The organism is Xylanimonas protaetiae (genome assembly GCF_004135385.1).
Classification (GTDB): domain Bacteria; phylum Actinomycetota; class Actinomycetes; order Actinomycetales; family Cellulomonadaceae; genus Xylanimonas; species Xylanimonas protaetiae.
Map to the genome: position 1 here is coordinate 1,777,521 of NZ_CP035493.1, position 21,302 is coordinate 1,798,822.

Annotated in this window: 34 protein-coding genes and 1 tRNA gene; 5 read left to right on the top strand and 30 right to left on the bottom strand. The window is 69.6% G+C overall.

The window, feature by feature from the left end:
- Positions 1-29: 29 nt before the first annotated feature.
- A complete protein-coding gene (locus tag ET471_RS08005) occupies positions 30-341 on the top strand; it encodes a hypothetical protein (protein WP_129187494.1) in 312 nt (103 codons plus the stop codon).
- An 85-nt stretch (positions 342-426) separates the two neighbouring features.
- Here the strand turns inward: ET471_RS08005 and ET471_RS17980 are convergent, their stop codons facing one another.
- On the bottom strand, positions 427-1,233 hold the full coding sequence (locus ET471_RS17980; protein ID WP_165350446.1) for a phage antirepressor KilAC domain-containing protein: 807 nt from the start codon (positions 1,231-1,233) through the stop codon (positions 427-429).
- The gene (locus ET471_RS17985; RefSeq protein WP_165350447.1) at positions 1,230-1,550 is read right to left on the bottom strand and encodes a hypothetical protein; all 321 of its coding nucleotides are present in this window, start codon (positions 1,548-1,550) and stop codon (positions 1,230-1,232) included. The genes ET471_RS17980 and ET471_RS17985 overlap by 4 nt, the downstream gene beginning before the upstream one ends.
- A gap of 158 nt (positions 1,551-1,708) precedes the next feature.
- On the opposite strand from ET471_RS17985, the gene ET471_RS08015 reads away from it, so the two are divergent.
- Positions 1,709-1,912 (top strand): DNA-binding protein, encoded by a 204-nt coding sequence (locus ET471_RS08015; protein ID WP_129190818.1) that lies wholly within the window; start codon positions 1,709-1,711, stop codon positions 1,910-1,912.
- Between the two features lie 123 nt (positions 1,913-2,035).
- Here the strand turns inward: ET471_RS08015 and ET471_RS08020 are convergent, their stop codons facing one another.
- A complete protein-coding gene (locus ET471_RS08020; RefSeq protein WP_165350448.1) occupies positions 2,036-3,010 on the bottom strand; it encodes an Abi family protein in 975 nt (324 codons plus the stop codon).
- A gap of 267 nt (positions 3,011-3,277) precedes the next feature.
- Between ET471_RS08020 and ET471_RS08025 the strand changes: the two genes are divergently transcribed.
- Positions 3,278-3,493, top strand: a complete 216-nt coding sequence (locus ET471_RS08025; RefSeq protein WP_242496473.1) for a helix-turn-helix transcriptional regulator — start codon at positions 3,278-3,280, stop codon at positions 3,491-3,493.
- Positions 3,494-3,697: 204 nt separating this feature from the next.
- Positions 3,698-4,300 carry an NYN domain-containing protein gene (locus ET471_RS08030; protein ID WP_129187497.1) on the top strand — a complete coding sequence of 201 codons (603 nt, stop codon included), beginning with the start codon at positions 3,698-3,700 and terminating at the stop codon, positions 4,298-4,300.
- Positions 4,301-4,321: 21 nt separating this feature from the next.
- Here ET471_RS08030 and ET471_RS08035 read toward each other — a convergent pair whose 3' ends face one another.
- The 12 genes from ET471_RS08035 to ET471_RS08090 form a co-directional block, all read right to left on the bottom strand.
- A complete protein-coding gene (locus tag ET471_RS08035) occupies positions 4,322-4,693 on the bottom strand; it encodes a hypothetical protein (protein ID WP_129187498.1) in 372 nt (123 codons plus the stop codon).
- A gap of 44 nt (positions 4,694-4,737) precedes the next feature.
- Entirely contained in the window at positions 4,738-5,466 is a 729-nt protein-coding gene (locus ET471_RS08040; protein ID WP_129187499.1) for a hypothetical protein, read from the bottom strand.
- Between the two features lie 88 nt (positions 5,467-5,554).
- Positions 5,555-6,067, bottom strand: a complete 513-nt coding sequence (locus tag ET471_RS08045) for a phage tail tube protein (protein ID WP_129187500.1) — start codon at positions 6,065-6,067, stop codon at positions 5,555-5,557.
- A gap of 5 nt (positions 6,068-6,072) precedes the next feature.
- The gene (locus ET471_RS08050) at positions 6,073-6,603 is read right to left on the bottom strand and encodes an HNH endonuclease signature motif containing protein (protein WP_207207356.1); all 531 of its coding nucleotides are present in this window, start codon (positions 6,601-6,603) and stop codon (positions 6,073-6,075) included.
- Positions 6,604-6,605: 2 nt separating this feature from the next.
- Positions 6,606-6,788, bottom strand: a complete 183-nt coding sequence (locus ET471_RS08055; RefSeq protein WP_129187501.1) for a hypothetical protein — start codon at positions 6,786-6,788, stop codon at positions 6,606-6,608.
- Positions 6,789-6,860: 72 nt separating this feature from the next.
- On the bottom strand, positions 6,861-7,265 hold the full coding sequence (locus ET471_RS08060) for a hypothetical protein (RefSeq protein ID WP_129187502.1): 405 nt from the start codon (positions 7,263-7,265) through the stop codon (positions 6,861-6,863).
- On the bottom strand, positions 7,262-7,615 hold the full coding sequence (locus ET471_RS08065; protein WP_129187503.1) for an HK97-gp10 family putative phage morphogenesis protein: 354 nt from the start codon (positions 7,613-7,615) through the stop codon (positions 7,262-7,264). Before ET471_RS08065 ends, ET471_RS08060 begins: the two co-directional genes overlap by 4 nt.
- The gene (locus tag ET471_RS08070) at positions 7,615-8,055 is read right to left on the bottom strand and encodes a DUF6093 family protein (RefSeq protein ID WP_342586096.1); all 441 of its coding nucleotides are present in this window, start codon (positions 8,053-8,055) and stop codon (positions 7,615-7,617) included. The genes ET471_RS08065 and ET471_RS08070 overlap by 1 nt, the downstream gene beginning before the upstream one ends.
- 6 nt (positions 8,056-8,061) lie before the next feature.
- Complete coding sequence (locus ET471_RS08075) at positions 8,062-8,436, bottom strand: hypothetical protein (protein ID WP_129187505.1); 375 nt, start codon at positions 8,434-8,436, stop codon at positions 8,062-8,064.
- 18 nt (positions 8,437-8,454) lie between these two features.
- Positions 8,455-9,615, bottom strand: a complete 1,161-nt coding sequence (locus tag ET471_RS08080; protein WP_129187506.1) for a phage major capsid protein — start codon at positions 9,613-9,615, stop codon at positions 8,455-8,457.
- A 21-nt stretch (positions 9,616-9,636) separates the two neighbouring features.
- Positions 9,637-9,963 (bottom strand): DUF2190 family protein, encoded by a 327-nt coding sequence (locus ET471_RS08085; protein ID WP_129187507.1) that lies wholly within the window; start codon positions 9,961-9,963, stop codon positions 9,637-9,639.
- A 4-nt stretch (positions 9,964-9,967) separates the two neighbouring features.
- Positions 9,968-11,611: a hypothetical protein gene (locus ET471_RS08090; RefSeq protein WP_129187508.1), complete on the bottom strand. Its 1,644-nt coding sequence runs from the start codon at positions 11,609-11,611 to the stop codon at positions 9,968-9,970.
- A gap of 29 nt (positions 11,612-11,640) precedes the next feature.
- On the opposite strand from ET471_RS08090, the gene ET471_RS18835 reads away from it, so the two are divergent.
- Positions 11,641-11,775, top strand: coding sequence for a hypothetical protein (locus tag ET471_RS18835; RefSeq protein ID WP_280949925.1), 135 nt, complete (start codon positions 11,641-11,643; stop codon positions 11,773-11,775).
- A 96-nt stretch (positions 11,776-11,871) separates the two neighbouring features.
- On the opposite strand, the gene ET471_RS08095 is transcribed toward ET471_RS18835, so the two are convergent.
- From ET471_RS08095 to ET471_RS08165, 15 genes are all read right to left on the bottom strand, one after another.
- Positions 11,872-11,945: transfer RNA gene (locus ET471_RS08095), tRNA-Gln, on the bottom strand.
- A gap of 9 nt (positions 11,946-11,954) precedes the next feature.
- Entirely contained in the window at positions 11,955-12,197 is a 243-nt protein-coding gene (locus tag ET471_RS08100; RefSeq protein ID WP_129187509.1) for a hypothetical protein, read from the bottom strand.
- Between the two features lie 5 nt (positions 12,198-12,202).
- A complete protein-coding gene (locus ET471_RS08105) occupies positions 12,203-13,723 on the bottom strand; it encodes a phage minor head protein (protein WP_129187510.1) in 1,521 nt (506 codons plus the stop codon).
- Between the two features lies 1 nt (position 13,724).
- On the bottom strand, positions 13,725-14,099 hold the full coding sequence (locus ET471_RS08110) for a hypothetical protein (RefSeq protein ID WP_129187511.1): 375 nt from the start codon (positions 14,097-14,099) through the stop codon (positions 13,725-13,727).
- Positions 14,092-15,747: a hypothetical protein gene (locus ET471_RS08115; protein ID WP_129187512.1), complete on the bottom strand. Its 1,656-nt coding sequence runs from the start codon at positions 15,745-15,747 to the stop codon at positions 14,092-14,094. Before ET471_RS08115 ends, ET471_RS08110 begins: the two co-directional genes overlap by 8 nt.
- A 14-nt stretch (positions 15,748-15,761) precedes the next feature.
- Positions 15,762-17,288 carry a phage terminase large subunit gene (gene terL / locus ET471_RS08120; RefSeq protein ID WP_129187513.1) on the bottom strand — a complete coding sequence of 509 codons (1,527 nt, stop codon included), beginning with the start codon at positions 17,286-17,288 and terminating at the stop codon, positions 15,762-15,764.
- Positions 17,289-17,578: 290 nt separating this feature from the next.
- Positions 17,579-17,770, bottom strand: a complete 192-nt coding sequence (locus ET471_RS08125; protein WP_129187514.1) for a hypothetical protein — start codon at positions 17,768-17,770, stop codon at positions 17,579-17,581.
- A gap of 62 nt (positions 17,771-17,832) precedes the next feature.
- On the bottom strand, positions 17,833-18,258 hold the full coding sequence (locus ET471_RS08130; protein WP_129187515.1) for a hypothetical protein: 426 nt from the start codon (positions 18,256-18,258) through the stop codon (positions 17,833-17,835).
- Between the two features lies 1 nt (position 18,259).
- Positions 18,260-18,508, bottom strand: coding sequence for a hypothetical protein (locus ET471_RS08135; RefSeq protein WP_129187516.1), 249 nt, complete (start codon positions 18,506-18,508; stop codon positions 18,260-18,262).
- Between the two features lie 17 nt (positions 18,509-18,525).
- Complete coding sequence (locus ET471_RS08140) at positions 18,526-18,879, bottom strand: DUF6221 family protein (RefSeq protein WP_129187517.1); 354 nt, start codon at positions 18,877-18,879, stop codon at positions 18,526-18,528.
- Between the two features lie 5 nt (positions 18,880-18,884).
- Entirely contained in the window at positions 18,885-19,211 is a 327-nt protein-coding gene (locus ET471_RS08145; protein WP_129187518.1) for a hypothetical protein, read from the bottom strand.
- Positions 19,212-19,216: 5 nt separating this feature from the next.
- The gene (locus ET471_RS08150) at positions 19,217-19,522 is read right to left on the bottom strand and encodes a hypothetical protein (protein WP_129187519.1); all 306 of its coding nucleotides are present in this window, start codon (positions 19,520-19,522) and stop codon (positions 19,217-19,219) included.
- A complete protein-coding gene (locus ET471_RS08155) occupies positions 19,519-19,917 on the bottom strand; it encodes a hypothetical protein (protein ID WP_129187520.1) in 399 nt (132 codons plus the stop codon). Before ET471_RS08155 ends, ET471_RS08150 begins: the two co-directional genes overlap by 4 nt.
- Before the next feature lie 9 nt (positions 19,918-19,926).
- Positions 19,927-20,985: a hypothetical protein gene (locus ET471_RS08160; protein ID WP_129187521.1), complete on the bottom strand. Its 1,059-nt coding sequence runs from the start codon at positions 20,983-20,985 to the stop codon at positions 19,927-19,929.
- Complete coding sequence (locus ET471_RS08165) at positions 20,982-21,173, bottom strand: hypothetical protein (protein ID WP_129187522.1); 192 nt, start codon at positions 21,171-21,173, stop codon at positions 20,982-20,984. Before ET471_RS08165 ends, ET471_RS08160 begins: the two co-directional genes overlap by 4 nt.
- Positions 21,174-21,302 lie beyond the last annotated feature (129 nt).

The window sequence follows — 21,302 nt, forward strand, 5'->3', positions numbered from 1 at the left end:
TGCGCGATGGTCAGTCAGTGAATGGGCTCGTGGCAGAAGAGAGGCGACCGTTGTGGGCGCGCCGCGGCGTCGTCATCAGCGCAGCGATCACGTTGGTGCTTCTCGTGGCTGCCGGGGTGGGTGTTAACCAGCATGGGCAGGACCGTGAGGCTGCGGGTCGCGCGTGCGAGGAACAGGCCGCGTACAAGTACCCACCGGGCACGACGCTCTTCCGCACGTATGTGGGCGAACCCGACCCCGGTCGATTCGAGTACCGGATCGTTGACATCGATGCGAACAGGCCGCTGACATGCCTCGTCGAGGAGGATGACGGCGCCTGGGTTGCGTCGTACCTCGGCTGAGGCCCAAGTCCGCAGTGCCGTGACATGACTAAGGGCCAGAGGATGAACCTCTGGCCCTTCGTCATGCTGAACCTGTGTCGACAGACTACCTGCTGACCGCGTTGGTGGATGAGGTTAGGGCGAGGACACCTTGCCCGGTGGCGAGCGCGACCCGGAGCCCTTCGAGGCCCTTGGGGGTGATGCGGACCTGCGGGTCTGCGAGGGTGCGTTCCCCGGATCGGGGGTTGTCGTAGTAGCGGATGCGGGAGCGGAGGCGTCCAAGGTCGACGTGCCGCTGGTAGGGGATGCCACGCTTGTCGAGCCAGCCGAGGTCCTGCATCTGCCGCTTGAGGCGGTTCTGCCCGGTGTCGATGCCATGGTCTCGCGACAGGATCTGCGCGGCGTCCCGCAGGGAGTAGTCGCCGTCGGTGGACGCGAGGACGTTCCACGCGGTCGCGGCGGGTTCGAGGACCTTGATGAGTGCCTGCTGCTCGTCGAGGACCTGCTGGGCGACGAGCATGGCGGCGGCGAGCTGCTGCTCGCGGGTCTGCGGGACCGCGTACGACCCGGTCTTGCGGATCGCGGGCAGCACCTCGTGCGTCACCCAGCGCTTGAAGCGGACCGCCTCGGGCTTCTCGCTCCACAGGATCAGCGAGTAGAGGCCAGCCTCGGTGACGACGGTCATCGGGCGGTGCGGCGGCCGCCCCGGCTCCTGACGTACATTGGGGCTGACCTGCGAAAACGGCACCTGCCGGTACTCGTCTTCGTCGAGGCGTCGGATCGCGCTCGGGTTGTGGTTGTACCCGAGGAGCGGGGTGACGTCGGCGGCGACGAACCAGGGGTCACCGTTCTCGTCGGTGATGATGCGGACGCCAGCGCCGTGGAAGTTGAACTGCTGCACCGCGGCGTTCACAGGGTGCCGCCGTGCTGGATGGTGATGCCCTGCTCGGTGAGGGTGGCGAGGAGGTGGGTGGCGAGGATGACGGCCTGCGTCTGGGTGAGCTCGAGGGTGGGGGTCTCGCTGAGGAGGACGCGCACGCGGGTGGTGCCGTCGGCCTCGGTCGCACCGTAGGTCTCGATGGTGGCCTGCTCCCAGGTGCCGTCGTGGGCCTGCTCGGCGGGGTACAGGTCGGTGACGAACCCGCGCTGCGCGGTGTAGGTGACGCCGTCTGCGGTGAAGCCGTCGCTGAGGGTCGTGCAGGGGATCGGGGATGGGACAATCGTCTTCACGGTGTGCTCCTGGGCCAGTCAGGTGGTGCTCCGAGGCCCTGCCCGGTGCTCGAACACCGGGCGGGGCCGCCCCCGTCTCGAGGACACCCTGAGTATTGCTCATGTAGCGCAACAACGTCAAGGGGTGGCGTTGCGCTACGCTGTCTAGCGTGAAGCTCATGGGTGTCAAGGAGATCGCTGATCTGCTGCTCGTCTCTCGTCAGCGCGCGTCGCAGATCTCGGCCCGGCGCGACTTCCCCGAGCCCGTTGACACCCTTGCGATGGGCAAGGTGTGGCTCGAAGACGATGTCATGGCATGGGCGGTAGCCACGGGACGTGTGGTGGACGACACCGTCGAGGAGTTCGACCCGCGCGACCGGTGAGCGCGGCTTCCACACGGCCCGTTCGTGCGCGGCCCGCTGGTGAGCGCCCGATCGGTGGGCGGCCTCAGGGGCGGCTACCTCGTTGGCAGCGACTGGCCTGGCGCAAACGCTTGCGTTGGTCGTTCACTCGGGCTGGTAGCGCCAGATGTCCAGGGACTCCCAGTCCGCGGGGAACCCCATGGTGTTCTCGGCGGTCATGCCGTGCACCGGACGGAACTTGCGCATCGTCTCCCGGAACTGGCGGGGCCACCCAGTGCTGGGGTCGAGCTCGATCAGGAAGTGCGCACAGATCGCTGCGAGGAAGTAGACACGGTTGTTGTCCGCCGTGCTCAGGTGAGCCAGCCGCTCGGGCAGAAAGGCCGTCCCGGGTCGCTTCGGCGGGTAGATGGTCTTGCGGTTCCAGATACGGGCGTTGTGGGCGCAGTGGTTCCGCAGCACGTTGAGGGCCTTGAGCCACCCGTAGACGACGTCACGGTTCTTGACCGCGACGTTCCTCGCGATCGCGGCAGCGTCACGATCGGAGACCAGGTCGTACAGTGCGGTCAGGCATCCGAAGGTCATGAACTCGGTCGCGACCCAGACCGGGATCTGCCCGTCGTAGGTCAGGATGAAGTGTCGGACGTAGTCCTCGTTCTTGGACTCGCTGCGGAGCTGCTCGTAGCGGTCCAGCCACGTGGCGTGCGCGTCCCGTTCATCGTTCGGCCCCCGGCGCGCCGGCGGCTTCTGGCACCGCGCCGTGTCGAGGTGCTTAGGGTCCAGGTGGCCGAATGGGTGTGTCTTGCCGAGCTGGTAGCCGACCTGGGCCCGCATCGCCACCTCGAGCTTCTGGAGCCCTGACAGCAGGGTTGCCCGAAGGCGATCATCGAAGTCGCAGAGGGTGAGCGCGTCGTCGAGCCTGGCACCGTCGACGAACTCGGGTGCGCGCCCCTGACCGTCCTCTGACGGGCGGCGCAGCGGGTAGGTGTAGGCGGAGAGCCGGTAGTAGCCGAGCCGCTTGAGCGCGCGAACTGCGACCGCGCGGTCTGAGACCTCCAGGCCCCGGTCAGTGAGCAGCTGCACCTGCTCGGCGTAGTTCTTGTGCGGCTTGGTGTAGTCCACGTAGACCTTCAGGCGAAAAGAAAACCGGCCCATCACAGCCGGTGACGTGGGGTCGGTGGCTGCGAGCGGGGCCGGTGTTTATGGCTCCAACGCTACACCAGGCCGTACGGGCACCCCGGGTGAATCCGGGCAGATCGAGTGTCGATCCGGTCACGAACGGGCGTTCGTACGAACACCGGGTGGGGCCGCCCTCGGTGAGGGACTGCACAAGAGTCAACATCACTACTGCACAACTGTCAACTGCACGCTGTCCTGTAGCATGGAATCATGCAGGAGTTCATGGGAAGCGCAGAGGTGACCGCCCTACTTGGCGTGTCCAAACAGCGCACCTACCAACTCACTGGCCGGCCCGACTTCCCGGCCCCTGTGGCTGAACTCAAGATGGGCAAGGTCTGGCGCACCGCCGACGTCATGCAGTGGGCGATCGAAGCGGGACGGGCGGTCGATACCGCGGTCGAGGAGTTCGACCCCCGCGACAGGTGAGCGCGGCTGGCATGCTTGCGTGGGCTGAGGCCACCGGCCGTGAGGTGAAGACCGGCACGCCGGCGGTGGGCGGGTGAAACGGCGTGATTCGCGCCTCAGCGGACGCCTCACGGTTGACGCGTAAGGCGCCTCCTGCGTACGGTCCTCACATAGTTCCCCGCCGTCCTCCGGGCCTGGCGGGGCTTTTTCTTTCCCGGAGGCGACGTGTCAGAGCCGCGCGTGCACCTGTTCATGGACTACCAGAACGTCCACCTGTCCGTCGGCGAGGCGTTCGCCCCGCCCGGGACCCCGGCGCACACGACGCTCATCCACCCCGGCAGGTTCGGTGACGCACTCATGGCAGCGCGAGCTGCCAAGGGGCGCACGGGCACGCTCGAGCGCATCCACGTGTACCGCGGACAGCCGAGCTCGACTCATGAGCCGGACCCGGCCGCGTGGAACAAGGCACAGAGCGCGGAGTGGTCCCGGGATCCTCGCGTCGCCATGTTCAACCGGCCGCTGCGATACCCGAGGGACTGGCCGAACAACCGGGCCCGCGAGAAGGGTGTCGACGTCAAGCTCGCGATCGACTTCGTGCGGGCCGGCATCGAGAAGTCAGCCGACGTCCTGATCCTGGCCTCCCGCGACACGGACCTGATGCCTGCGATCGAGACCGTCATGGACATTGGTGGTTCGACGGTCGAGATCTGCACGTGGGTGGGTTGCAGCAGGCTCCGGCTCGGACGTGACTACTCGGCCCATCACCTCTGGTGCACTTACCTCGATGGGGCGAGCTACGTCGCCTCGAAGGACCCGAAGAAGTACTGAGGTGCCCTGGCCGGGGCCCGACTAGACCGCCTTCTCGCTGGCAGCCCGCCGGTGCGCCTCGGCGTGCTGCGCGGCGGCGGTCCTGTCGTGGGCCTGCATCGCCGTCGTGGCTGACGTCTGCGCAGCCGTGACGTCACCGTCCCGGTAGGGGTGCACGGTCAGGTACTGGCCGGGCGTGTCCTTCGACGCCGACGACACCCTGTCCTTCTCCGCACACGCCTGGCAGGTGTGCCGCTCTACGGTGAACTCGCCCTCGGAGCGCGGATCCCACGCACTGTTCTTCGGCATTCCGCAGCCGGGGCACGCCGACCGCTCGTACAGCAGCAGCACCTCGGCCAGGGCCCGGTCCCGGTCCAGCCATGCCCCGCCCGGCTCCGCCACTCCGAGGTACACGGTGGGGCGCACCTGCCACGCCCGCGCCGTCTCGAGGGAGAGGATCAGACCCGGCCGCTCCTGGACGTAGCCGAGGAGAAAGGGGCGTCGATCACCGGCTCACCGAACTTCGCCTGCGCGGCCGCCTGCAGGAGCCGGCCGACCTGCAGGGGGCCGTGCGGCTTCGCCTCGATCGCCTTGAGCTGGGCGACGGTGACGTGGTCGGCGACGACGTTGCCGTGCCGGTCCTCGATGCGGACGACGGCCGCGGCGACCTGTGCGAGGTTGCGTTCGTTGAGCGCGGCCGCCCGCTTCTCCTCGTGCTTGGGGTTCTTCTTCGCCCAGTCGGCGTGCGCCTTCTCGTACTGTCCGCGGACGGCGGGCGGTACACCCTTCGACGGGGCCTCCGGCTCCGGCAGGGAGTCTGGGACCGGGTGCGCCTTGTTGATCGCCTTGACGGTCTCCCCGTCGAGCGCGGTCACGTACCAGGTTGTCTTGGACGCCTGCTGGACTTCCCACAGCACGCCGAGACGGTCGAGGATCTCCTGCACGCGGGCGTCGGTGACGATGGACTGCTCGTCGATCCCGGCAGCCTGGTCGGCTTCGAGGGTAGCGAGCTCCCGCTTGAGGTGCTCGGCCTCGCCGAAAACCTGCGTGTTGCCGTAGATGTCGACGGACCGCTCGGTGGGGGCGAGACCGCTGATCCACGAGTCGAGGTCGAACGCTGGCGCGGCCACGGCGTGGTCCTGCCCGGTGGGGGCGGCGTCGTCGGTGATGGACTTCTCGGAAGGCACGGGGGTTCTCCTACGGGGATGGAGGGCACGGGGTTGGGGTGGTGCCCGGCGGCGCGTGACCCCGTGTGCGCGCGCCGCCGGGGGTCTGTCAGGAGCCGGACGCCACGACCACGTCGGTGTAGAACTGCCCCTGCTGCAGGAGGGTGATGTTCGCCTTGAGGTAGCCGTCGCCCTGCCCACCCGTCTTGGTGACGTTGTCCACGAGGAACAGGAAGACATCGACGATGTCGGACGCGGCCAGGGCAACCGTGGCGGCCTTCCCGAGCCGGCGCACGAGCCACCCGTAGGCGCCCTTGTCGAACATGGCCATGGGGTCGTCCACGGTGGGGATGCCAGCGGCGAAGTCGCGGAAGAGCACCAGCGAGCCGTGGTAGTTCCCGACGGTCGGGACGACCGCGTTGGACACATCGGTGATGGCGCGCTCGTTGACGGTGTCGGACGGGTCGGGGTTCACGTCGGTCGTGGTGACGACGTACTGCGAAATGTTCTTCGCACCGACCGCGGCCAGGTCCGTCAGGAGCGGCGCGGACGGGGTCGTGAGCCCGGCCACGCCGGGAACCCACGTGTACTGGGTGACGCCAAGGTCGACGATTCGTGCCAAGGGGATCAACTCCTCGAGAGGGAAAGGCGCCGCTGGCGCCTCGAAGCGTTGGCCCGGCAAGCACGACACTGCCGGTGGCCTCGCTGCGGATGGATGTACGTGTTGCTCGGCGTCCACGGGTGCCCGTGCTTGCACGTGTCGAGCGACGCCTTCTGCCGCCGGTTGTTGACGGCGACCGTGACCGGGTCCAGGTGATCCGGGTTCACGCAACGGCGGTTCGCGCACAGGTGGTCCAGGTGCAAACCGTCGGGAATGGGCCCGTGGAAGAACTCGTAGGCCCAGCGGTGTGCCCGCTGCTGGCGGAACGTTGCGTAGCCAGTTCGCGGGTCCACGTGATCGAATGCCCAGCAGCCGTCGTCCTGTTCGGTGACGTGGATGAAGAAGCGGGCTTCGGACGCCGGAACGCGAGGATCGAACCCGGCCCGGACTCGCGCGTTGTGGGCCTTGCACAGTCCGCGGACTGAGGCCCTGCGCCCGCACCACGAGATGGTGCAGACGGTGGAGTCGTTCGGTGTCCAGGTCTGGGACCAGGGCACCGTCAGGCCTCCTTCTCCGCCGGCTTGGCGGGCTTGGGCGGGGTGGGGACGGGCGCCGGGGCGACCGGCTTCGGCTCCGCGGGCGCGGGGACGGGGGAGACCTCGATCGGCTTGAAGCCGACCTGGGTGACCGGGGTGACCTCGATGGGCTGGAACCCGGCCGGGGTGGGGGTGTGCTTCGCCATCGGGTCCTCCTTGGGGGCATGGCGATGGCCCCCGACGGCCGGGTGCCGTGGGGGTGGATCAGGGAGGGGTGCTCAGGGGGTGAGCGCGGCCCACTGGGTGGGCAGGAACCAGCGCAGCGGCGTGGTGTCGGGGTCCTTGGTGATGACGGCGCCGAGCGGGACCTCGGTGAGCGTCACCCCAGGGGCGAGCTCGACCATCGAGAGGGTCGCCCGGACGAGGCGGGTCGCGGGCAGCACCCAGGCGGGGTCACCGGCGGCGACGTTCACGGTGGCCGCCCAGCGCTCACCGGCGGCGCCGGTGATGCTGCTCTCGGCGCCGGGTGTGCCGGCGCCGGGCCACACGATCGCGTACGGGTACACGCGGCCCTGCCCGTCGGCGGCTGGCTTGTCCGGCACCTGGAACTCGAACACCTGCAACGACGCGATCGTGCGCAGCCGGGCCACCAGGGCGGCGTGCAGGGCCTCGGGGGAGGTCACTGGAACCGGTCCACGATCTGCGCCATGGCGGCGTCGAACGCGGGCGCGTTCCGGTCCAGGGCCGGGCCCATGAACGGGCGTGGCGCCATGCGGGAGGTGCCGACTTCAAGGAAGAGGCCGTAGCTCGCGGTGGGGCCGATCTCGGCGGACACTGTCGAGTCGGTCGCTTCGACGTCCATGGAGATGGACGCGCGCAGGTTGCCGGTGTCGACGGGGGCGAGGGTCTTCGCATCACGCTCGACGTCGAGCGCCGTCTTGCGGACTACGAGCTCGACGACGGGGCCAGCCTGCTCGGCGACGTCACGCAGGTCGGCGGCCATGCGGCGGATGCCGCGCACGTCGAAGCCCATCACGCCCCCTGGTTGCTCTGGTCGTCGGTGCAGGTGATGACCTGCTCGAGCGCGTGGGAGGACCAGGCGGTGGACTGCACGGCCAGCACACGACCGGCCAGGGTGGCGGGCGCGTTGCCGTCGACGGCGGTGACCGTGATGCGGGCGGTGGCAGCGAGCTCGGGGCAGGCGTCCCGGGGGACGGCGACGATGACGTCGCGCACGGTGACCTGCTGCCCGGCGGCGTCCCGGTCCTCAGCCCGCACTGGCTTGTACGTGACGCGGGCGCGCCCGGTGTAGACGACCACCGGTGCGTCGGGGAGGGGCCCGCTCACGGGGTCCCAGCCGCCGCCAGTGCTCCCATCAGTGACGCTCACAGTGCAGTTCAGTGAGCCCTCACTGACGGGCATGTGGTGGGCCGCCCAGTCCGGGTGCACGGGGCGGGTGGTGTCGAACGGCATCTCCGGCTACCAGGGGTAGGGCTCGAACTCGGCGATGCCGAGGAACCCGCCGTCGTCGATGCCCTGCTGGTCGTCGTCACGCACAGCGAGGTCGCGCATGCGGGCGGCGTGCGCGCGCAGGTCCGCGGCCACCTTCGTCCCGTCAGTCGACAGGCCGTCCGCGGTGCGGACGACCTTCCCGATGAGGGACTCGCTGGTAGCGATCGCGTCGAGCGCGTCTGCGGCGGCACGGCGCACGTCCCCGCGCACCGTGACGTCTGTTTCCGGGTTGAGACCGTACGCGCCGAGGTACCCGCCGACCTGGTCGTCGGCGAGTACCTGCGACGCACCGACGTCAGCGAGGAGGAGACGCAGCCAGCCGGCGTTCGTCGTGTAGGCCACGTCTCCTCCTCCTGCCCGTCAGTTCGAGCCGTTGGACGCGTACGCGCCGAGCGGGTCGACGGTCGTCGAGCCGGTCACGTGGCGGACGCGGTACTCGATCGAGTCGTCGTCGAACGACCCGTCCTCGGGGCTGATGGCGCCGCCGCCGATGCGCTGGCCGGTGTCAGCCTTCACGCGCAGGTCCGGGGTCTCGTGACCACGCAGGAAGCCGACAGCGACAGCCGGACGCGGGCCGCTCGGGTCGGGCAGCAGGTACCACGTCGACCCGGCGTTGGCGGACTTGTCGATGACCGTCAGCCACGGGTTGACCACGAGGGTCACCATGGCCTTGAGGTAGTTCGACGCACGCACGGTCTTGGCGCCGCGCGGGGCGGCCGCCGTCGAGTCCGCGGAGACCTCGATCTCGACCGCGTTGAGGATCTCCAGGGCCGTGATCTGCAGGGCCGGGGGGACCATGAGGACGAGCTTCGGCAGGATGACCGGCAGACCCTCCGAGTCCTTGCGGGCCGTGACCGTCGAGACCGCCTTCGCGATGTTCGCCGCGGTGAGCTTGTCCGTGCCGACCGTGACGAAGAACGCGGTCTTGGAGCCCGCCGCGTCCACGATCGCGGAGGTGGCGACGTAGTCCTCGGTGAAGCGGGCCGCCGATGCCTGTCGGTCGGGCAGGTTGCGCAGCGCGTCCAGGTCGTCGTTGACGAGGTCCTCGAACGTGACCGGGATGATGTTGCCGCGCTTCGCGACGGACAGGGAGTACTCGGCGTCCGACAGGGGGACCCGCTTGTACGGGGCGCCCTCACCGACGACGTCGAGGATCGCGCGACCGCCGAGGAGGTCGTTGAGCTTCTTCGGCTTGAAGTCCCTCACGAGCGACTTCGTCGCGAAGCCCTGCCAGACCGTGGGGTACTCCTCGTACTTGTTCAGGAGCTCACGGTCCAGGACCGCACCGAGCAGGTACGGCAGGTCGGACGTGGTGATGTTCTCCTGGATGTACAGGCCGGCGCGCTTCGACTCACGGATCGAGCCGTGGAGGAAGTCGTGCCACAGGTTGGCGGTCTCCACCAGCTTGGTGAAGTCGCGGACGGCGGGCTTACGGAAGCCGCCCGCGTTGAGGTTCTCCGAGGCGACGGCCTCGGCGGCGGCCCCGGTCAGGATCTGCGGGGCGTCCATGGTGACGCTCATGGGTGTGACTCCTTTCCGGGGTCAGGCGAACAGGACGGGGACGATGCCGGAGGTGCCGCCCTTGGTGGCGAGCGCGTAGCCGAGCAGCGTGTTGCTGGTGGCGGTGGTCGTGACCACACCGGCGGAGGTCACGTAGATGGCCAGACCGACGGAGGCGACAGCGTCCGCGGTGGTGACCTCGGCGACGTGCGACGGAGAGATCAGGACGGTCGCGTTGCCCGCCGTGTCACGGGAGGTGAGGGCGACACCGGCGATGCCGCCGACGGCGACAGGGGCCCCGGAGAGGGTGCCAGACGGCACGGGCAGGGTCAGGGAGTCGACGTCCCGGAACGTGATGTTCTTGGCCATGGGGTCACTGGTCCTTCCGGCCGAAGGCGCGAGCCACGGCCTTGTCGAAGTCGGCCTCGCTCACGACGGCCGCCTGGGTGGCGCCGAGACCGCGGACGGTGCCCAGGCCGGACTCCTCGGCGACGGTCGCGAGGAACGTCTCGTGCGCCTTGCGGGACTCGTTGACGACGCCGGCGAACTTGTCGGTGTCGAGGCTGCCGTCCTCGTTGAGGGGCAGGTCGTCGCGCATGGCCTCGGTGAGGATGAGCTCGACGGACGCGGGCACGAGGTCCTTGTTGGCCTCGCCGATGAGGTTGCGGGCGAAGCGGTCAGCCTTGGCCTTCGCCTCGGCCTGGGTGGCGCGACGCTTGTACTCGTCACGCTCGGACTCGGCGGCCTCGGCACGCTTGTCGGCGGCCTCCTTGGCGGCCTCGAGCGCGGGGACACGCTCGGCCTTCTCCTGGAGGCTCGTCAGCCGAGCCTCGTCAACCGGGATCTGAGGCATGGGGGCCTCCTCCTTCTTGTGGGGCGGGTTGGTTCCCGCCTCCACGGCGGGCGGGTGGGGCTCGGCCGCGGGCGCGGCTTCGCGGGCCGGCACCGGGGTGGTGTCGGTGGTCTGGGTGGTGGCGGACTCGCTCACCTGCACGGCCTCGACAGCGGTCGTGGCGGCCTCGGTGACGGGCTCGTAGGTGATGACGCGGCGCACCTCGACGGGATCTCCGGTCAGGGCTGTGGCGACGTCGCCGGTCAGCGTGTAGCCCTGCCGCATGACGCGGACACCGGCCTTCGTCTCGTGGGAGAACAGGGCAATGCAGGCGGTCTCGTCGTAGTCGATGAGCCACACGTACTCGTCGGGGCCGGCCTTGTGCGCGTCCTTCACGAGGATCCGCAGTTCTTCGCCACGCTGCTCCGCAGACGCCTCAGCCACGGCAGCCTCTGCGGCGGTCGCGGTGCCCGGCTCCGCCCACAGGTCGCGGGAGTAGAGCTGCGGGGCAGCGTCCTCGATCTTGCTCACGAACGCGGCCAGGGCATCCCCGATCGCGGACGACAGGGCGATGCGCTCCTCGCGGGTCAGGCGCCCCTCACCGGCCATGTCGTCGGCCAGTACGGTGAAGTCGCGGTGGATGCGCGACTCGATCCACTGGCCCACGTTGCGGGCCTCCTGCACGCGCGCCGACTCCAGGACGGACAGGACGGCGCCGCCGCGGCCCGCGTGGGTGACGAAGTCGACCGACTCGGCGGACAGGATCTTCGAGAACACGGGGCGCCCGTTGTCATCGGTGGACCCGACCTCGGCCTGCGCGCGGATGCTCATGCCGATGGACTCGGCCATGTCCGCGATGGGCTTGCGCCAGGCGGAGAACACCTTCACGTCGGCGTACAGGCCACCGTTCTCGAACACGGCGTCAGTGGCGAGGACACCGGCAAGGTCCTTGATGGACCGCTCCGGGCGCTCCCACTGCTCCGACTCCGACGGGTGGTCGATGTAGCAGTGCAGGCCAGCGTGGAACACCCTGTCCTTCGCGGCCTGCTTGAGCAGCGCCTCCGTGTACACGCCGGACGAGCCGGTGCCGGCGTCGATGACCTTGACGCGCAGACGACCCGGCCCGTCGGTCGGCTTGGCCGCCTCGACGAGGGAGGTGGACTCGTGCAGGAGCGTGCGGGACATGGCACCTCCCTGAGGTGGACAATCGGGGGATGGGTCAAGACGACGATGACGACTGCGCCGGGCACGCCTGGAGGCTGGTGGGTGTCGTGCTGCGCGCGGGGGAGACGGTCGTGGAGTACGAGTGCGTCAACTGCGCGGGCGTGATGGTCGAGCCGCTGCGCTGACCCCGGGCATGCGAAAGGCCCCGTCACCAGCGGTGATCGGGGCCTTGTGCATTCGTGCTGCTGACGTCAGTCTAGCGGCACGCGCGTTGGAATGTGTGGCTCCGCGTCGAGGATTCGAACCTCGGTGACCCGCTCCAAAGGCGGGGGTCCTGCCACTAGACGAACGCGGATCGGCGTCGTCAGGCGGCTTGGCGGATGACCAGGTCCGGGCGGACGAGGTCTTCACCGATGGCACGGACCCGCTCGATCAGGTCGGCAGGTACGGGAACCCGGTCCTGCGCAGCGGCGGCCAGGTAGTCCTCCAACGCCAACTGCACCTCACCGTAGGCGAGCATCTCCGCTGCGCCGTCGTCCGTGACGAGGGTGGCCAGCTCGGCGATGAGCGGCCGCATCTCCTCTTCACGATCGTCGTAGTAGCGCATACCCGTCATGGTACGTCCGTGTAGCGCCCGTTGACGTGCTGACGCACGCCTTCACCCCGGAGCGGGAACGCGGTCCGCAGGAGCCACACGCCGTCGGCGTCAGGGCGTGCAGGTACGCGGACGAGGACCCCGCCGATCCACGCGTCGAAGCGGAGCCTGCCCCGGTCGTCCCATGCGGGCTCGGCGACGTAGGTGACACGGTCCATGAGTGCTTGGACGGCGAAGACGTCGTCGTCGCCGTCCCCGAACCAGCCTTGTGGGAAGTAGTGCGTCCGCTCCGTAGGCGGGGCGTCGTAGGCGTGCTTCCCGAGTGCATGGGATGCCGCGATGATGTCGGCCCGCGGCCGTGTCGACCGGGTGAACGGGATGCTGGGGTCGCGGTACCGGTCGGGCAGGTCGTCGGGCGACCCGGCCCGGGTGACCCAGGATCCGGACCCGCCGCCGGACCCGTCAGCGGCGCCGGCGAGCCCCTGCAGGTCGCGAAGGCTGCGCACGTGGTGCGAGTCCCGCCACCCGGGGGTGCTGGTGCGGGTGGATAGGTCGGCCCAGCCGATCCGGCCCGTGCGCAGCAGGTCGAGACGGCCGGGGCCCATGATCTTGGCCTGCTCAGTCTCGGGCAGGCTGTCGAACCAGGCGCGAGCGTCCGGCAGTGTGGACGGCGGTTCGTCGATGTCGAACCCGAGCTGCCGCCACGACTTCGTCTCCGGGACAGCCGTGCAACGCCCGTTCTGGTGATCGGTCGGGCCCTGCTCGTCGACGGCGTGCAGAGTGCCGTGCTGCGCGAGGCAGGAAGGGCAGGTGCGGCGGTCGAGCGTCGCCAGCCACCGCCACCCGGCGAGCACGTCCGTGTTCGCGCCCCGCTGCACCCGGGACGCTTCGCGGTGCGCGTCGAGCATCTCGGTGCGCGCGATCGTCATGGCGCGGGCGAGGCCACCGTTGAAGCCGCCCTCGACGCGGGCGAGCATGCGGGCGGCCGCGGTGCGCGGGTTGTCGCCGACGGCGATGCCGCGGATGAGCTCCCGGTTCATCGCGGTGACGGCGTCGACGGCGAGCGGGTACGTCAGCGCGGTGACCTGCCCGGTGGTGCGCTCCACGATCGCGGTCAGCGAGTTCGGGTCGACCCGGTTGAACGTCGCCGCCACGCCCATGTCGCCAGCGACGGGCTTGGGCGGCATCTGGGAGGCGATGATCCGGGCTTCCCAGTCGGCGGCCGCGGCGGTGAGGTTGTCGAGGTCCTGGGTGATGCGCGCCCCGGCAGCGTCAGACACGCCGACGAGGGCCTTCGCGGCAGCCTGCAGGGCGGCCTGGGCGCGTTCGGCGCGGGCGATGCGCCATGCGGGCGGCCACACCCCGGTCTGCTGCTGGTAGGCGATCAGGTCGTCGACGGCCGCCTGCCAGGTCTGCGCGATCTCGTCCCAGGCGGTGGCCCAGGCGACGACGAGGTCGCGGGTGGCCTGGTCGACGATGGTGTCGAGGGCCGTGCGCGCCTGCCGGGACAGGCGCACGGTGCGGTCGGTGACCGGCACGTCAGCAGGGCTTCCAGACGCCGTGGTCGACGTACCCGTGCCACGTGCTCCCCGCAGCGCCGCCGTGGTGCAGAACAGAGTTCGAGGACCCGTCGCCGGGTGCGACCGTGATCGTGCCGTCGGCGTTCTCCCGCACCGTGTGCGAGATCAGGGTGCCGATGCCGTGGCCGTCCGGGCTGTAGAACTGCCAGACGGTGCGGGTCAGGTTCGTCGGGTACCTGTCCCCGAGGTCGAGCCCGACGCACTTCCAGTAGTCGCCGGGCGTGAGGCCAGCCTCGACGGGGTTCCCGTCGGGGCCCTCAACGATCTCGACCTGGTCGGGAAGGTTCGGCCACTGCACGTCCGGGAGACGGCGGCCCTGCACGACGTCAGGCATTCTGCTCCGTATGGTCGGCCGCGGTCGGCGGCTCAGTCCGGGCGGTCATCGCTGTCGGGTCCTGCCCGCGCCGGAACGCGTTCACAGCCGCCTGCCCGACCTGGGCCCCAACCTCGCGGTACGGGTCCACCCAGTTCCCGTCCTCATCCGTTAGGTCGTCGAGGATCTCGTCAGCGTCCTTCACCCCGAGCGCCTGCAGCAGCAACTTCACGATCACCAGCGGCGGCAGCTTGCCCGTGTCGTCCGCCTTCGCGATGGCCTCGACGATCGCGTTCAGCGGCGTCTTCTCGAGCGACGGCCAGTCGATCTCGACCGTGGCGTCGGTGTCGCCATCGAGGATGACGGACTCGTACCCGGTCTGGTCGTCACGCTCGACACGCCCACGCAGCGGGCCCTGCGGCGCCTTGACGGCCTGCAGGATGACGTACTGCACGATGGTGCGGATCGTCTCCGTCCACACGGACTGGCGGGCGACGAGACGCAGGCGGGTGGGTTCGTCCAGGGTCTCCGCGGTGGCGCGGGCTCCGGTGGCTCCGGGGTCGCCGAGCAGCATGGTGACGGGCAGCCCGAGCGCGGACGCGACCATGGACGCGAGGGGCCGGCCCGACTCGGAGTCGATCGTCGCGCCCGTCTTCGGGATCGCTTCGAGGGTCTGGTCTTCGGTCATGACAGCGGTCGCGCCGACGCTGTTCTCGTTGCCCGGGATGTGCGCTTGGGGGCGGCGGGCCAACGCCTGGCGTGCCTGCTGGGCGCGGCCCTTCGACTTCGCCGTCATCCGGAACGCGAACTGGGACAGCGCCTTGACGAGGGTGGCCCAGTCGACGAGGAAGTCCTTGTACAGGCGCGCGAACCGCAGCGCCGGGTACACGTCTCCGACACCGAAGTCCCAGCCCTGCTGCGCGTTGACCTTCGTGTGCACGATCGGGGCGTCCCACATGACGGGGGCGCCGTTGATGGTGCGCATCCGGTCGGCGGGGCGGGGCATGTACCCGACGGCCGGGTACCACGCCACCTGCGTCTGCCACTTTGTGGTGCCACCCGCCTGCAGGGTCTGCTGCACCCACTGCCGCCGGTAGTACCAGGGCGTGGCCCGGTCCTGCGGGTCGTACAGGATGTCGGTGACCTCGTCGAACGGGATCGTGCGCGGTTGCACCTTCCCCGTGCGCGGGTTCGTGAACAGCAGGTGGAAGACGTTGCCGTCCGTGCCGGCCGCCTTCTCGAGGATCTCGTGCGCCTGGTCCCCGGACAGGGACCGCCGGGTCCCCGGGTCATCCCAGAAGGCCTGCACGACCGCGTTGACGTCCTGCTCGCCATCATCACCGCCCTGCGCCCTGGCCTGGACGTTGACGCCCTGCCCCCAGATGTACGCGTGCCGCAACGTCAGGCCCGCGGAGATCAGCGGGTCGATGACCGCCATGGTGCGGGACACGACGACCGCACGCTGCAGACCCTCACGGGAGAACTGGTCGACGGCCTGCGCGGTGAGCCGCTCCCACCCCTGGTCTTCCAGGGACAGTTCGAGCTCGGCGATCGCCTCGGACAGGAGTTCGATGTTCGCCTCGGCGGCCGTCGCACGGACGAGCGCGGTCGACGTCGACGCGGACTCGGTCAGGCGCAAGGTGCGGCGCACAGTGTTGACGAGGCCCACGACCCCACCACCTCTCAGTAGCCGCCCATCCAGGTGTGCGGGTCGTCGTCGATCAGGTCTTCACCGGTAGTCGTGTCGTCGTGCTCTTCGAGGATCGGCAGGAGGAGCAGCTGGTTGACGGCCTGCGACATCGCGTCGACCTGGTCGTCGTGCGCGCCGGCTGGGAATGCCTTGGCTTCCTCGGTGAGCTCGTCCACCCACGCCGCCAGGGCGACGTCGGGGAGCACGATGTTGCGGGAGTGCGCGAGGGGCGAGATGGCGGACGCTCGCGCGTACTTCGAGCCCTGCGGTTCGATCGGGATGAGGCCGGGCATCGTGGCTTGCAGGGCGTTGATGACGGCGGGCCCGTTGGCCTTGTCCTCGACGAACTTCGCGGTCGCTTGTGGCCACCTGGCCGCGAGAGTCTTCATCGCCGCGACGGAGTCGTTGAAGTTCATGCGGGCGCGGACCTGGTCGAGCAGGTACACGTGGACGCCGATGCGCGCCCACACCTGTAGGACGACGTAGTCCGACGTCGGCTTGTCCTTGAACGTGAAGTCGGCCGAGATGGCGACCTCGTTCCCGGTGCCGGGCAGCCACCGGGACCCATCGTCCTGTTCGATCCACAGGGGCTGGTCGTAGCGGGCCCAGTCCTTCGGGAACAGGTTCCCCTTGTCCGCGGTGGGGCGGCCCTGGTAGAGCGCGTTCCACACGCGGGGCCCGACCTCGCGGCGGGTGCGTTCCCAGTCCTCAGCGGACCGTTGCCGACCGGACCTCTCTTCGCGGCGGGCCGACTCCATCCACTCGCCGGGCTGACGTCCGAGGGGGTCGCTCTCCCCAGCATCAGGGTCGTAGTCGGCCTGTGCGGGGATGTTGACGACCCGCCAGCGGTGCCCTTCCTCGGATGCGATGAGGCGGCCGGCGAGGTCGTCGTGATGCCAGCGGGTCAGGATCAGGATGACTGGTGCGCCTGGGGCGAGGCGTGTGCGGCCGACCGACGTCCAGAACGACCAGGCCCGCTCCCGGTAGGTCGGGGACTCGGCCTGCTCCATGTTGGAAATCGGGTCGTCGATGAACAGGACGTCGGCGGGGCGTCCGGTGAGGCCACCGGCGATACCGACGGAGCGGACACCGCCGCGGCGACCGGCGAGCTGCCAGGCGGTAACGGCACCGTTATCGGGTGCGATGCGCAGGCCCAGGTCGAGGGACCCGTCGGCGCCGGAGTTGTCGGTGATGAAGCGGCGGATGTCACGCCCGAACTCCTGGGCGAGGGACTCGGCGTACGACGCGACGACGACGCGCCGGTCGGGGTTGCGGGTCAGGAACCACAGCGGCCCGGTCTTCGTGACGCGGGTGCTCTTCCCCTCCTGCGGGGGCATCGAGATGATGAGCCGGTCGATCTTCCCGGCCTCGACATCGACGAGCGCCTGGTCGATGACGTCGAGTGCGGGGGTCTGGATCGTGCCCGGGGTAACGGCCTGCGCAAGCGCACCCGGTGTCGGGTACGGGTCCGGCTTGGGTTCGAACGCGGCGGCGGCGTGAAGCAGGAAGTCGAGGGACACGGTGTGCCTCGACTTCGTTCAGGCGTGCTGGGGGATGGTGTGTCCGCCCGCGTCGATCTCGGTCTTGCAGGTGGTGCACCGCCGCCACGGGCAGGCCGGGCTCGTGCAGTGTGTGCGGGTGGTGGGCTTGCCGCAGGTCGGGCAGTCCATGGCGTGCCTCCTCCGGGCATGAGGAAGGCCCAGGAACGTTGGGGTTCCTGGGCCTGACCTACCTCTGGTGACTGTAGGAATCTACCGCGTTGGTGGGGTTACCTGCAACGAAGCAAGGCAACGCAACGTTGCTCCCCAGATCAGGTTCGGGGGTTCTTCTCGACCGTGACCGAGATCCAAGCGTTCGGCGCGTAGATCGCGACGGCATAGGCCGCGAGGTCCGAGGTCGGGTTGCCGCGGTAGAGGTGGAGGTGTCCGTCCTTGACCTGCGCGTGCGTGGCGGTCTCGTGCTTGACGTCGGGGTCGGCCGGGAGGACGACGGTGGCAGCCATGGTGTCTCCGTTCGGTTCGGTGGTTCGTGCACGTAACACGGTAGGTGCGCCCACCGACACGCCTACCTCGGCTTGCGCGGGAACGGGTGACTCCACTCGAGCCGCGGACCGCCGGGCGTGCGCGACCAGGTGACGGTCGCGGTGTCGTCAGTGCCCCAGGTGCGTACGACGATGAGCTTCATGCCCGATCGGGGGCCAATCTGCGCGTGCTCAAGTTCTCCGCGGAGCAACTGAAGGTCGGCAAGGTCGATGCGGACGTCGTGCGCCGCCTCGTCGCTCTCGTTGGTCAGCACGTAGGCGTCGCCGTTCTCCCATTGAAGGGCCCAGGGTGGGGCGTACCGCTCAGCCTGAGCCTCGGCGAGCGCCACGGCCCGCTCGTCGGCGTCCGCGGACCGCTCGGCGGCGACGGCCTGCCGGTGCGAGTAGAGCAGGGCCCATGCGGCGACACCGAGGGCCAGTACCGAGATGATGAACGCTGCGGCGGCCATGTCAGTTCGCGCGGTCGTTGTTCTGGTCGTAGTACGTGTCGTGCATGCGTGGCAGGTCAAGCCACGTCTCACCGGCCGGGCCGACGGGCACGCCTACGAACAGGCGGACGATGCCGTTGGGGCGCTCCTGGATGCCGTCGAGGCGCACGTAGTGGGCGAGGCCGTCGACCTCGATCGCGAGCGGCCTACCGATGAAGCTGTCGTTGAGGTCCGCGGCCGGGATGGGGCGAGCGGAGTACGCGATGATCATGCCGGCGAGGGTAGGGCCTACCTCTGACGTTCCCGGGTTTGTGACCTGCTGGGTCGCCACGCCTCGTCGTAGTCCGGGTGGTCGGCGTAGGGCTCGGCGAGGCGCCGCAGGACTTCGCAGGGCCCGTTGACACTGCCGTGCGACGCAGTCCTCGGCCAGCAACTCCCCGCCGCGTGGGAGTCGGAGAACGTGCCCTGTGTTCCTTCGGCGTGTGCCGTCGCGATCCGTCGCGTCTCCGCTAGGGCGTCGAGGGACGAACGGATCGTCTGCTGCGAGACGAGGGCCTTGATGGGGTGTCCTGGGTCGAGCATCGCCTGGCATCGCTCTTGGTGTTCGTCGATGCGGGCCAGCAGGAACTCGGTCAGCGTCATGGCGCTCATCCTTCCCCGTCGCCGAACGGGTCGAGCAGGTCGGTCACGTTGGCGTGCTCATCGCTGCCGAGTCGCTCGACGAGCGCGGCGAGGCGAGCGCGCGGCAGCCACCCCTGCTGCTGGTAGATGAACCCCTCACCCCACACGTACCAGTCAGCGATGTCGCCCCGGCAGGACGAACCCTTGGTGGCGGCGCGGTCGAGGCGGTCAGCGTCGAACCCGGCGGCCTCCAGTTGCGCGCGGGTGCCCCACCGGGTGGGCGCTTCAACCACGGTGGACCACTCGACGAACAGGTCGGTGTCCGGGTCGGCCTTGATGATGTACGACGGCACAGCGGTCATCCTTCCCTGGTGGTCGGGCGCATGCACTGGCCGCGCAGCGTCCCGTCGGGCATGCGGAGCTCGTGGCACGCGAGCCCCGCCGCATCCTCGGGCCCGTGGTTGTGGACCTGGTGTAGCCGATCGCTGACATTCGACCCGATGTCAGCGCTGAGTGACATCGGCCGGTACGTGGCGATGTACGCGGCCCGCGCCCGCTCCACGTCCTCACGGGTCGCGGTGCCGTCGTGGAAGTGTGCCCGCTCGAGGCGTTCGAGCTCTGCCCGCTCGGAAGTCATCGACGTCGGCGCGGCTGACGTGTTCATGCCAGCGACGGTCCAGAGTACGGGTTTTCCACGTCGGCGGGGACGTCATCCGGTGGGACGACGACGGCTGACGGCGGGAGTGACTTGGCGATGAACCCGCCGCGCGGCCGGGCGACGTAGCGCGCGTGCGGGCCGTAGAACCACCCGTCCTGCTCGTGCGTGTCGAGCATGCGGTGGCCGTTCTCGGACAGGACGAACTCGCGGAAAGTCATCGAGATCGTGCCGTCCTCGCGCTCGTACAAGAAGAACCCGTTGACGCTGATCTGCTCGATGTTCACGCCGCGGCGCGCTAACTGCTCTGCGTGCTCCTGAAGCCAGGGCAGGTAGTGGCCGGGCTTCTCGTCGGTCGAGAGACGGTAGACGGTCTTGACCGGGCTGGTCTTGGTGGTGCTCACGGGGTCTCCTCAGGCGGTCTTGCTGCGGGGGCGGCGCTTGGCGGAGTTGATGACGAGGGCGATGACGTCGCCGATGCGGTAGGTGGGGCGCCCGTCTCGGGTGAGGCCGCGGGCGGTGAGCCTTCCGGTGTGCTTCCACCCGCGGATGTTGTTGTCGAGGGTGGTGGCGGTGACGTCGACGCCGATGAGGCCATGGACGGCCTGGGCCATGTCGCGGGCGGGTAGGAGGCGGTCGGCGATCTGGTCGAGGAGCCAGGCGCGGCGGTCGGCGACCTGGTAGGTGGCGCCGCAGTCGGGGCAGTCGACCTGGGTGGCTCCGGGGCGGGCGTAGAGCTCGCCGGTGCAGGGGCGGGTGGTGAGGGTGGTGACGTTCCCGATCTGTGCGAGAGGGCGTTCCTGGTGCTCCTCGACGTACTCGACGTCGGCGGTGCAGGGCCCGGCGTAACGCGTGGAGGCGGGCACGTCGATGGCGTGCTTCATGTGGGTGATGGCGTCGAGGAGTTCGCCGATGAGGTCGCCGCCGTCGGGCTGGGCGCGCATCCAGCCGATGTTGCCGGTGAGGAACCCGGTCAGGGCCTGTGGGGTGTTCAGGGGGCGGAACAGGCCGCGCCTGCGGGCGATGTCGTCGGCCACGCTGGTGAGCGTGTTCAGCAGCTCCCACCTGGCTTCGGCCGGGGTGTACCGGTAGGGCAGGGTGACGGGTCCGGCGTCGGTGGTCATGCCGTCGCGTTCGCCGACGGTCACGGTCTGCCCGTGCGCGATGCGGTCCTCGGCGTCGGACAGGAGGCCTGGTCGGATGCGGGCGGGGCCGGTGCGGCGCAGCGGGTTGAGGTCGGGGTGGCCCAGGGTGCGGCGCTGCTCGAGGGGGAGGTCGCAGTCGGGGCAGTGTTCGTGGTGCGGCTTGTGCGGGTACGTCAGCACGCGGACGTCGGGTTCGCGGGTATCGCCGAGCGCGGCGAGCAGCTCGGTCAGGCGGGCGCCGCAGACCTCGCAGGCATAGGTCGTATCCGGCACATCGCGGTCGCAGCCGTCGACCGTGCAGGGCTGCATCGAGCGGTGCTGGTTCACAGGCTGTCGCCCTTCGTCGTCGTGGTGATGGGTGCGGAGGTGATGCGGTCACGGACGTGGTGGAGCGCGTCGAGGATGGAGATGTTGCGTGTGCGGGCCAGGTCTTCCGCCTCGACGACCGCGTCCGGACCGCCAAGGAGCGTGAGCTGGTGGGCGGCTTCGGCCACCTGGGCGACGTAGGGGGTCACAGGCCGTTCACCGCTCTGGTGTCGGTGGTGCGGGGCGGCATGGTCATGCCGTGCGGGGCGTGCGACCTGCCGCAGCACGCGGTGGGCTCGGCGCCAGATGCGACGGTGGTGCCGGTTGCGCCACGCGGC

Excerpts from the sequence above, each read along its gene's own strand:
- ET471_RS08080 (WP_129187506.1), bottom strand. The coding sequence starts at position 9,615 with ATGAGCGTCACCATGGACGCCCCGCAGATCCTGACCGGGGCCGCCGCC.
- ET471_RS08130 (WP_129187515.1), bottom strand. The coding sequence starts at position 18,258 with ATGGCCGCCGCAGCGTTCATCATCTCGGTACTGGCCCTCGGTGTCGCC.
- ET471_RS08015 (WP_129190818.1), top strand. The coding sequence starts at position 1,709 with ATGGGTGTCAAGGAGATCGCTGATCTGCTGCTCGTCTCTCGTCAGCGC.
- ET471_RS08125 (WP_129187514.1), bottom strand. The coding sequence starts at position 17,770 with ATGGCTGCCACCGTCGTCCTCCCGGCCGACCCCGACGTCAAGCACGAG.
- ET471_RS08140 (WP_129187517.1), bottom strand. The coding sequence starts at position 18,879 with ATGACGCTGACCGAGTTCCTGCTGGCCCGCATCGACGAACACCAAGAG.
- ET471_RS08110 (WP_129187511.1), bottom strand. The coding sequence starts at position 14,099 with ATGCCTGACGTCGTGCAGGGCCGCCGTCTCCCGGACGTGCAGTGGCCG.
- ET471_RS08090 (WP_129187508.1), bottom strand. The coding sequence starts at position 11,611 with ATGTCCCGCACGCTCCTGCACGAGTCCACCTCCCTCGTCGAGGCGGCC.
- ET471_RS08055 (WP_129187501.1), bottom strand. The coding sequence starts at position 6,788 with ATGGCGAAGCACACCCCCACCCCGGCCGGGTTCCAGCCCATCGAGGTC.
- ET471_RS08150 (WP_129187519.1), bottom strand. The coding sequence starts at position 19,522 with ATGAACACGTCAGCCGCGCCGACGTCGATGACTTCCGAGCGGGCAGAG.
- ET471_RS08065 (WP_129187503.1), bottom strand. The coding sequence starts at position 7,615 with ATGGGCTTCGACGTGCGCGGCATCCGCCGCATGGCCGCCGACCTGCGT.
- ET471_RS08070 (WP_342586096.1), bottom strand. The coding sequence starts at position 8,055 with ATGCCGTTCGACACCACCCGCCCCGTGCACCCGGACTGGGCGGCCCAC.
- ET471_RS08085 (WP_129187507.1), bottom strand. The coding sequence starts at position 9,963 with ATGGCCAAGAACATCACGTTCCGGGACGTCGACTCCCTGACCCTGCCC.
- ET471_RS08135 (WP_129187516.1), bottom strand. The coding sequence starts at position 18,508 with ATGATCATCGCGTACTCCGCTCGCCCCATCCCGGCCGCGGACCTCAAC.
- ET471_RS08025 (WP_242496473.1), top strand. The coding sequence starts at position 3,278 with ATGCAGGAGTTCATGGGAAGCGCAGAGGTGACCGCCCTACTTGGCGTG.
- ET471_RS08100 (WP_129187509.1), bottom strand. The coding sequence starts at position 12,197 with ATGCGCTACTACGACGATCGTGAAGAGGAGATGCGGCCGCTCATCGCC.
- ET471_RS18835 (WP_280949925.1), top strand. The coding sequence starts at position 11,641 with ATGGGTCAAGACGACGATGACGACTGCGCCGGGCACGCCTGGAGGCTG.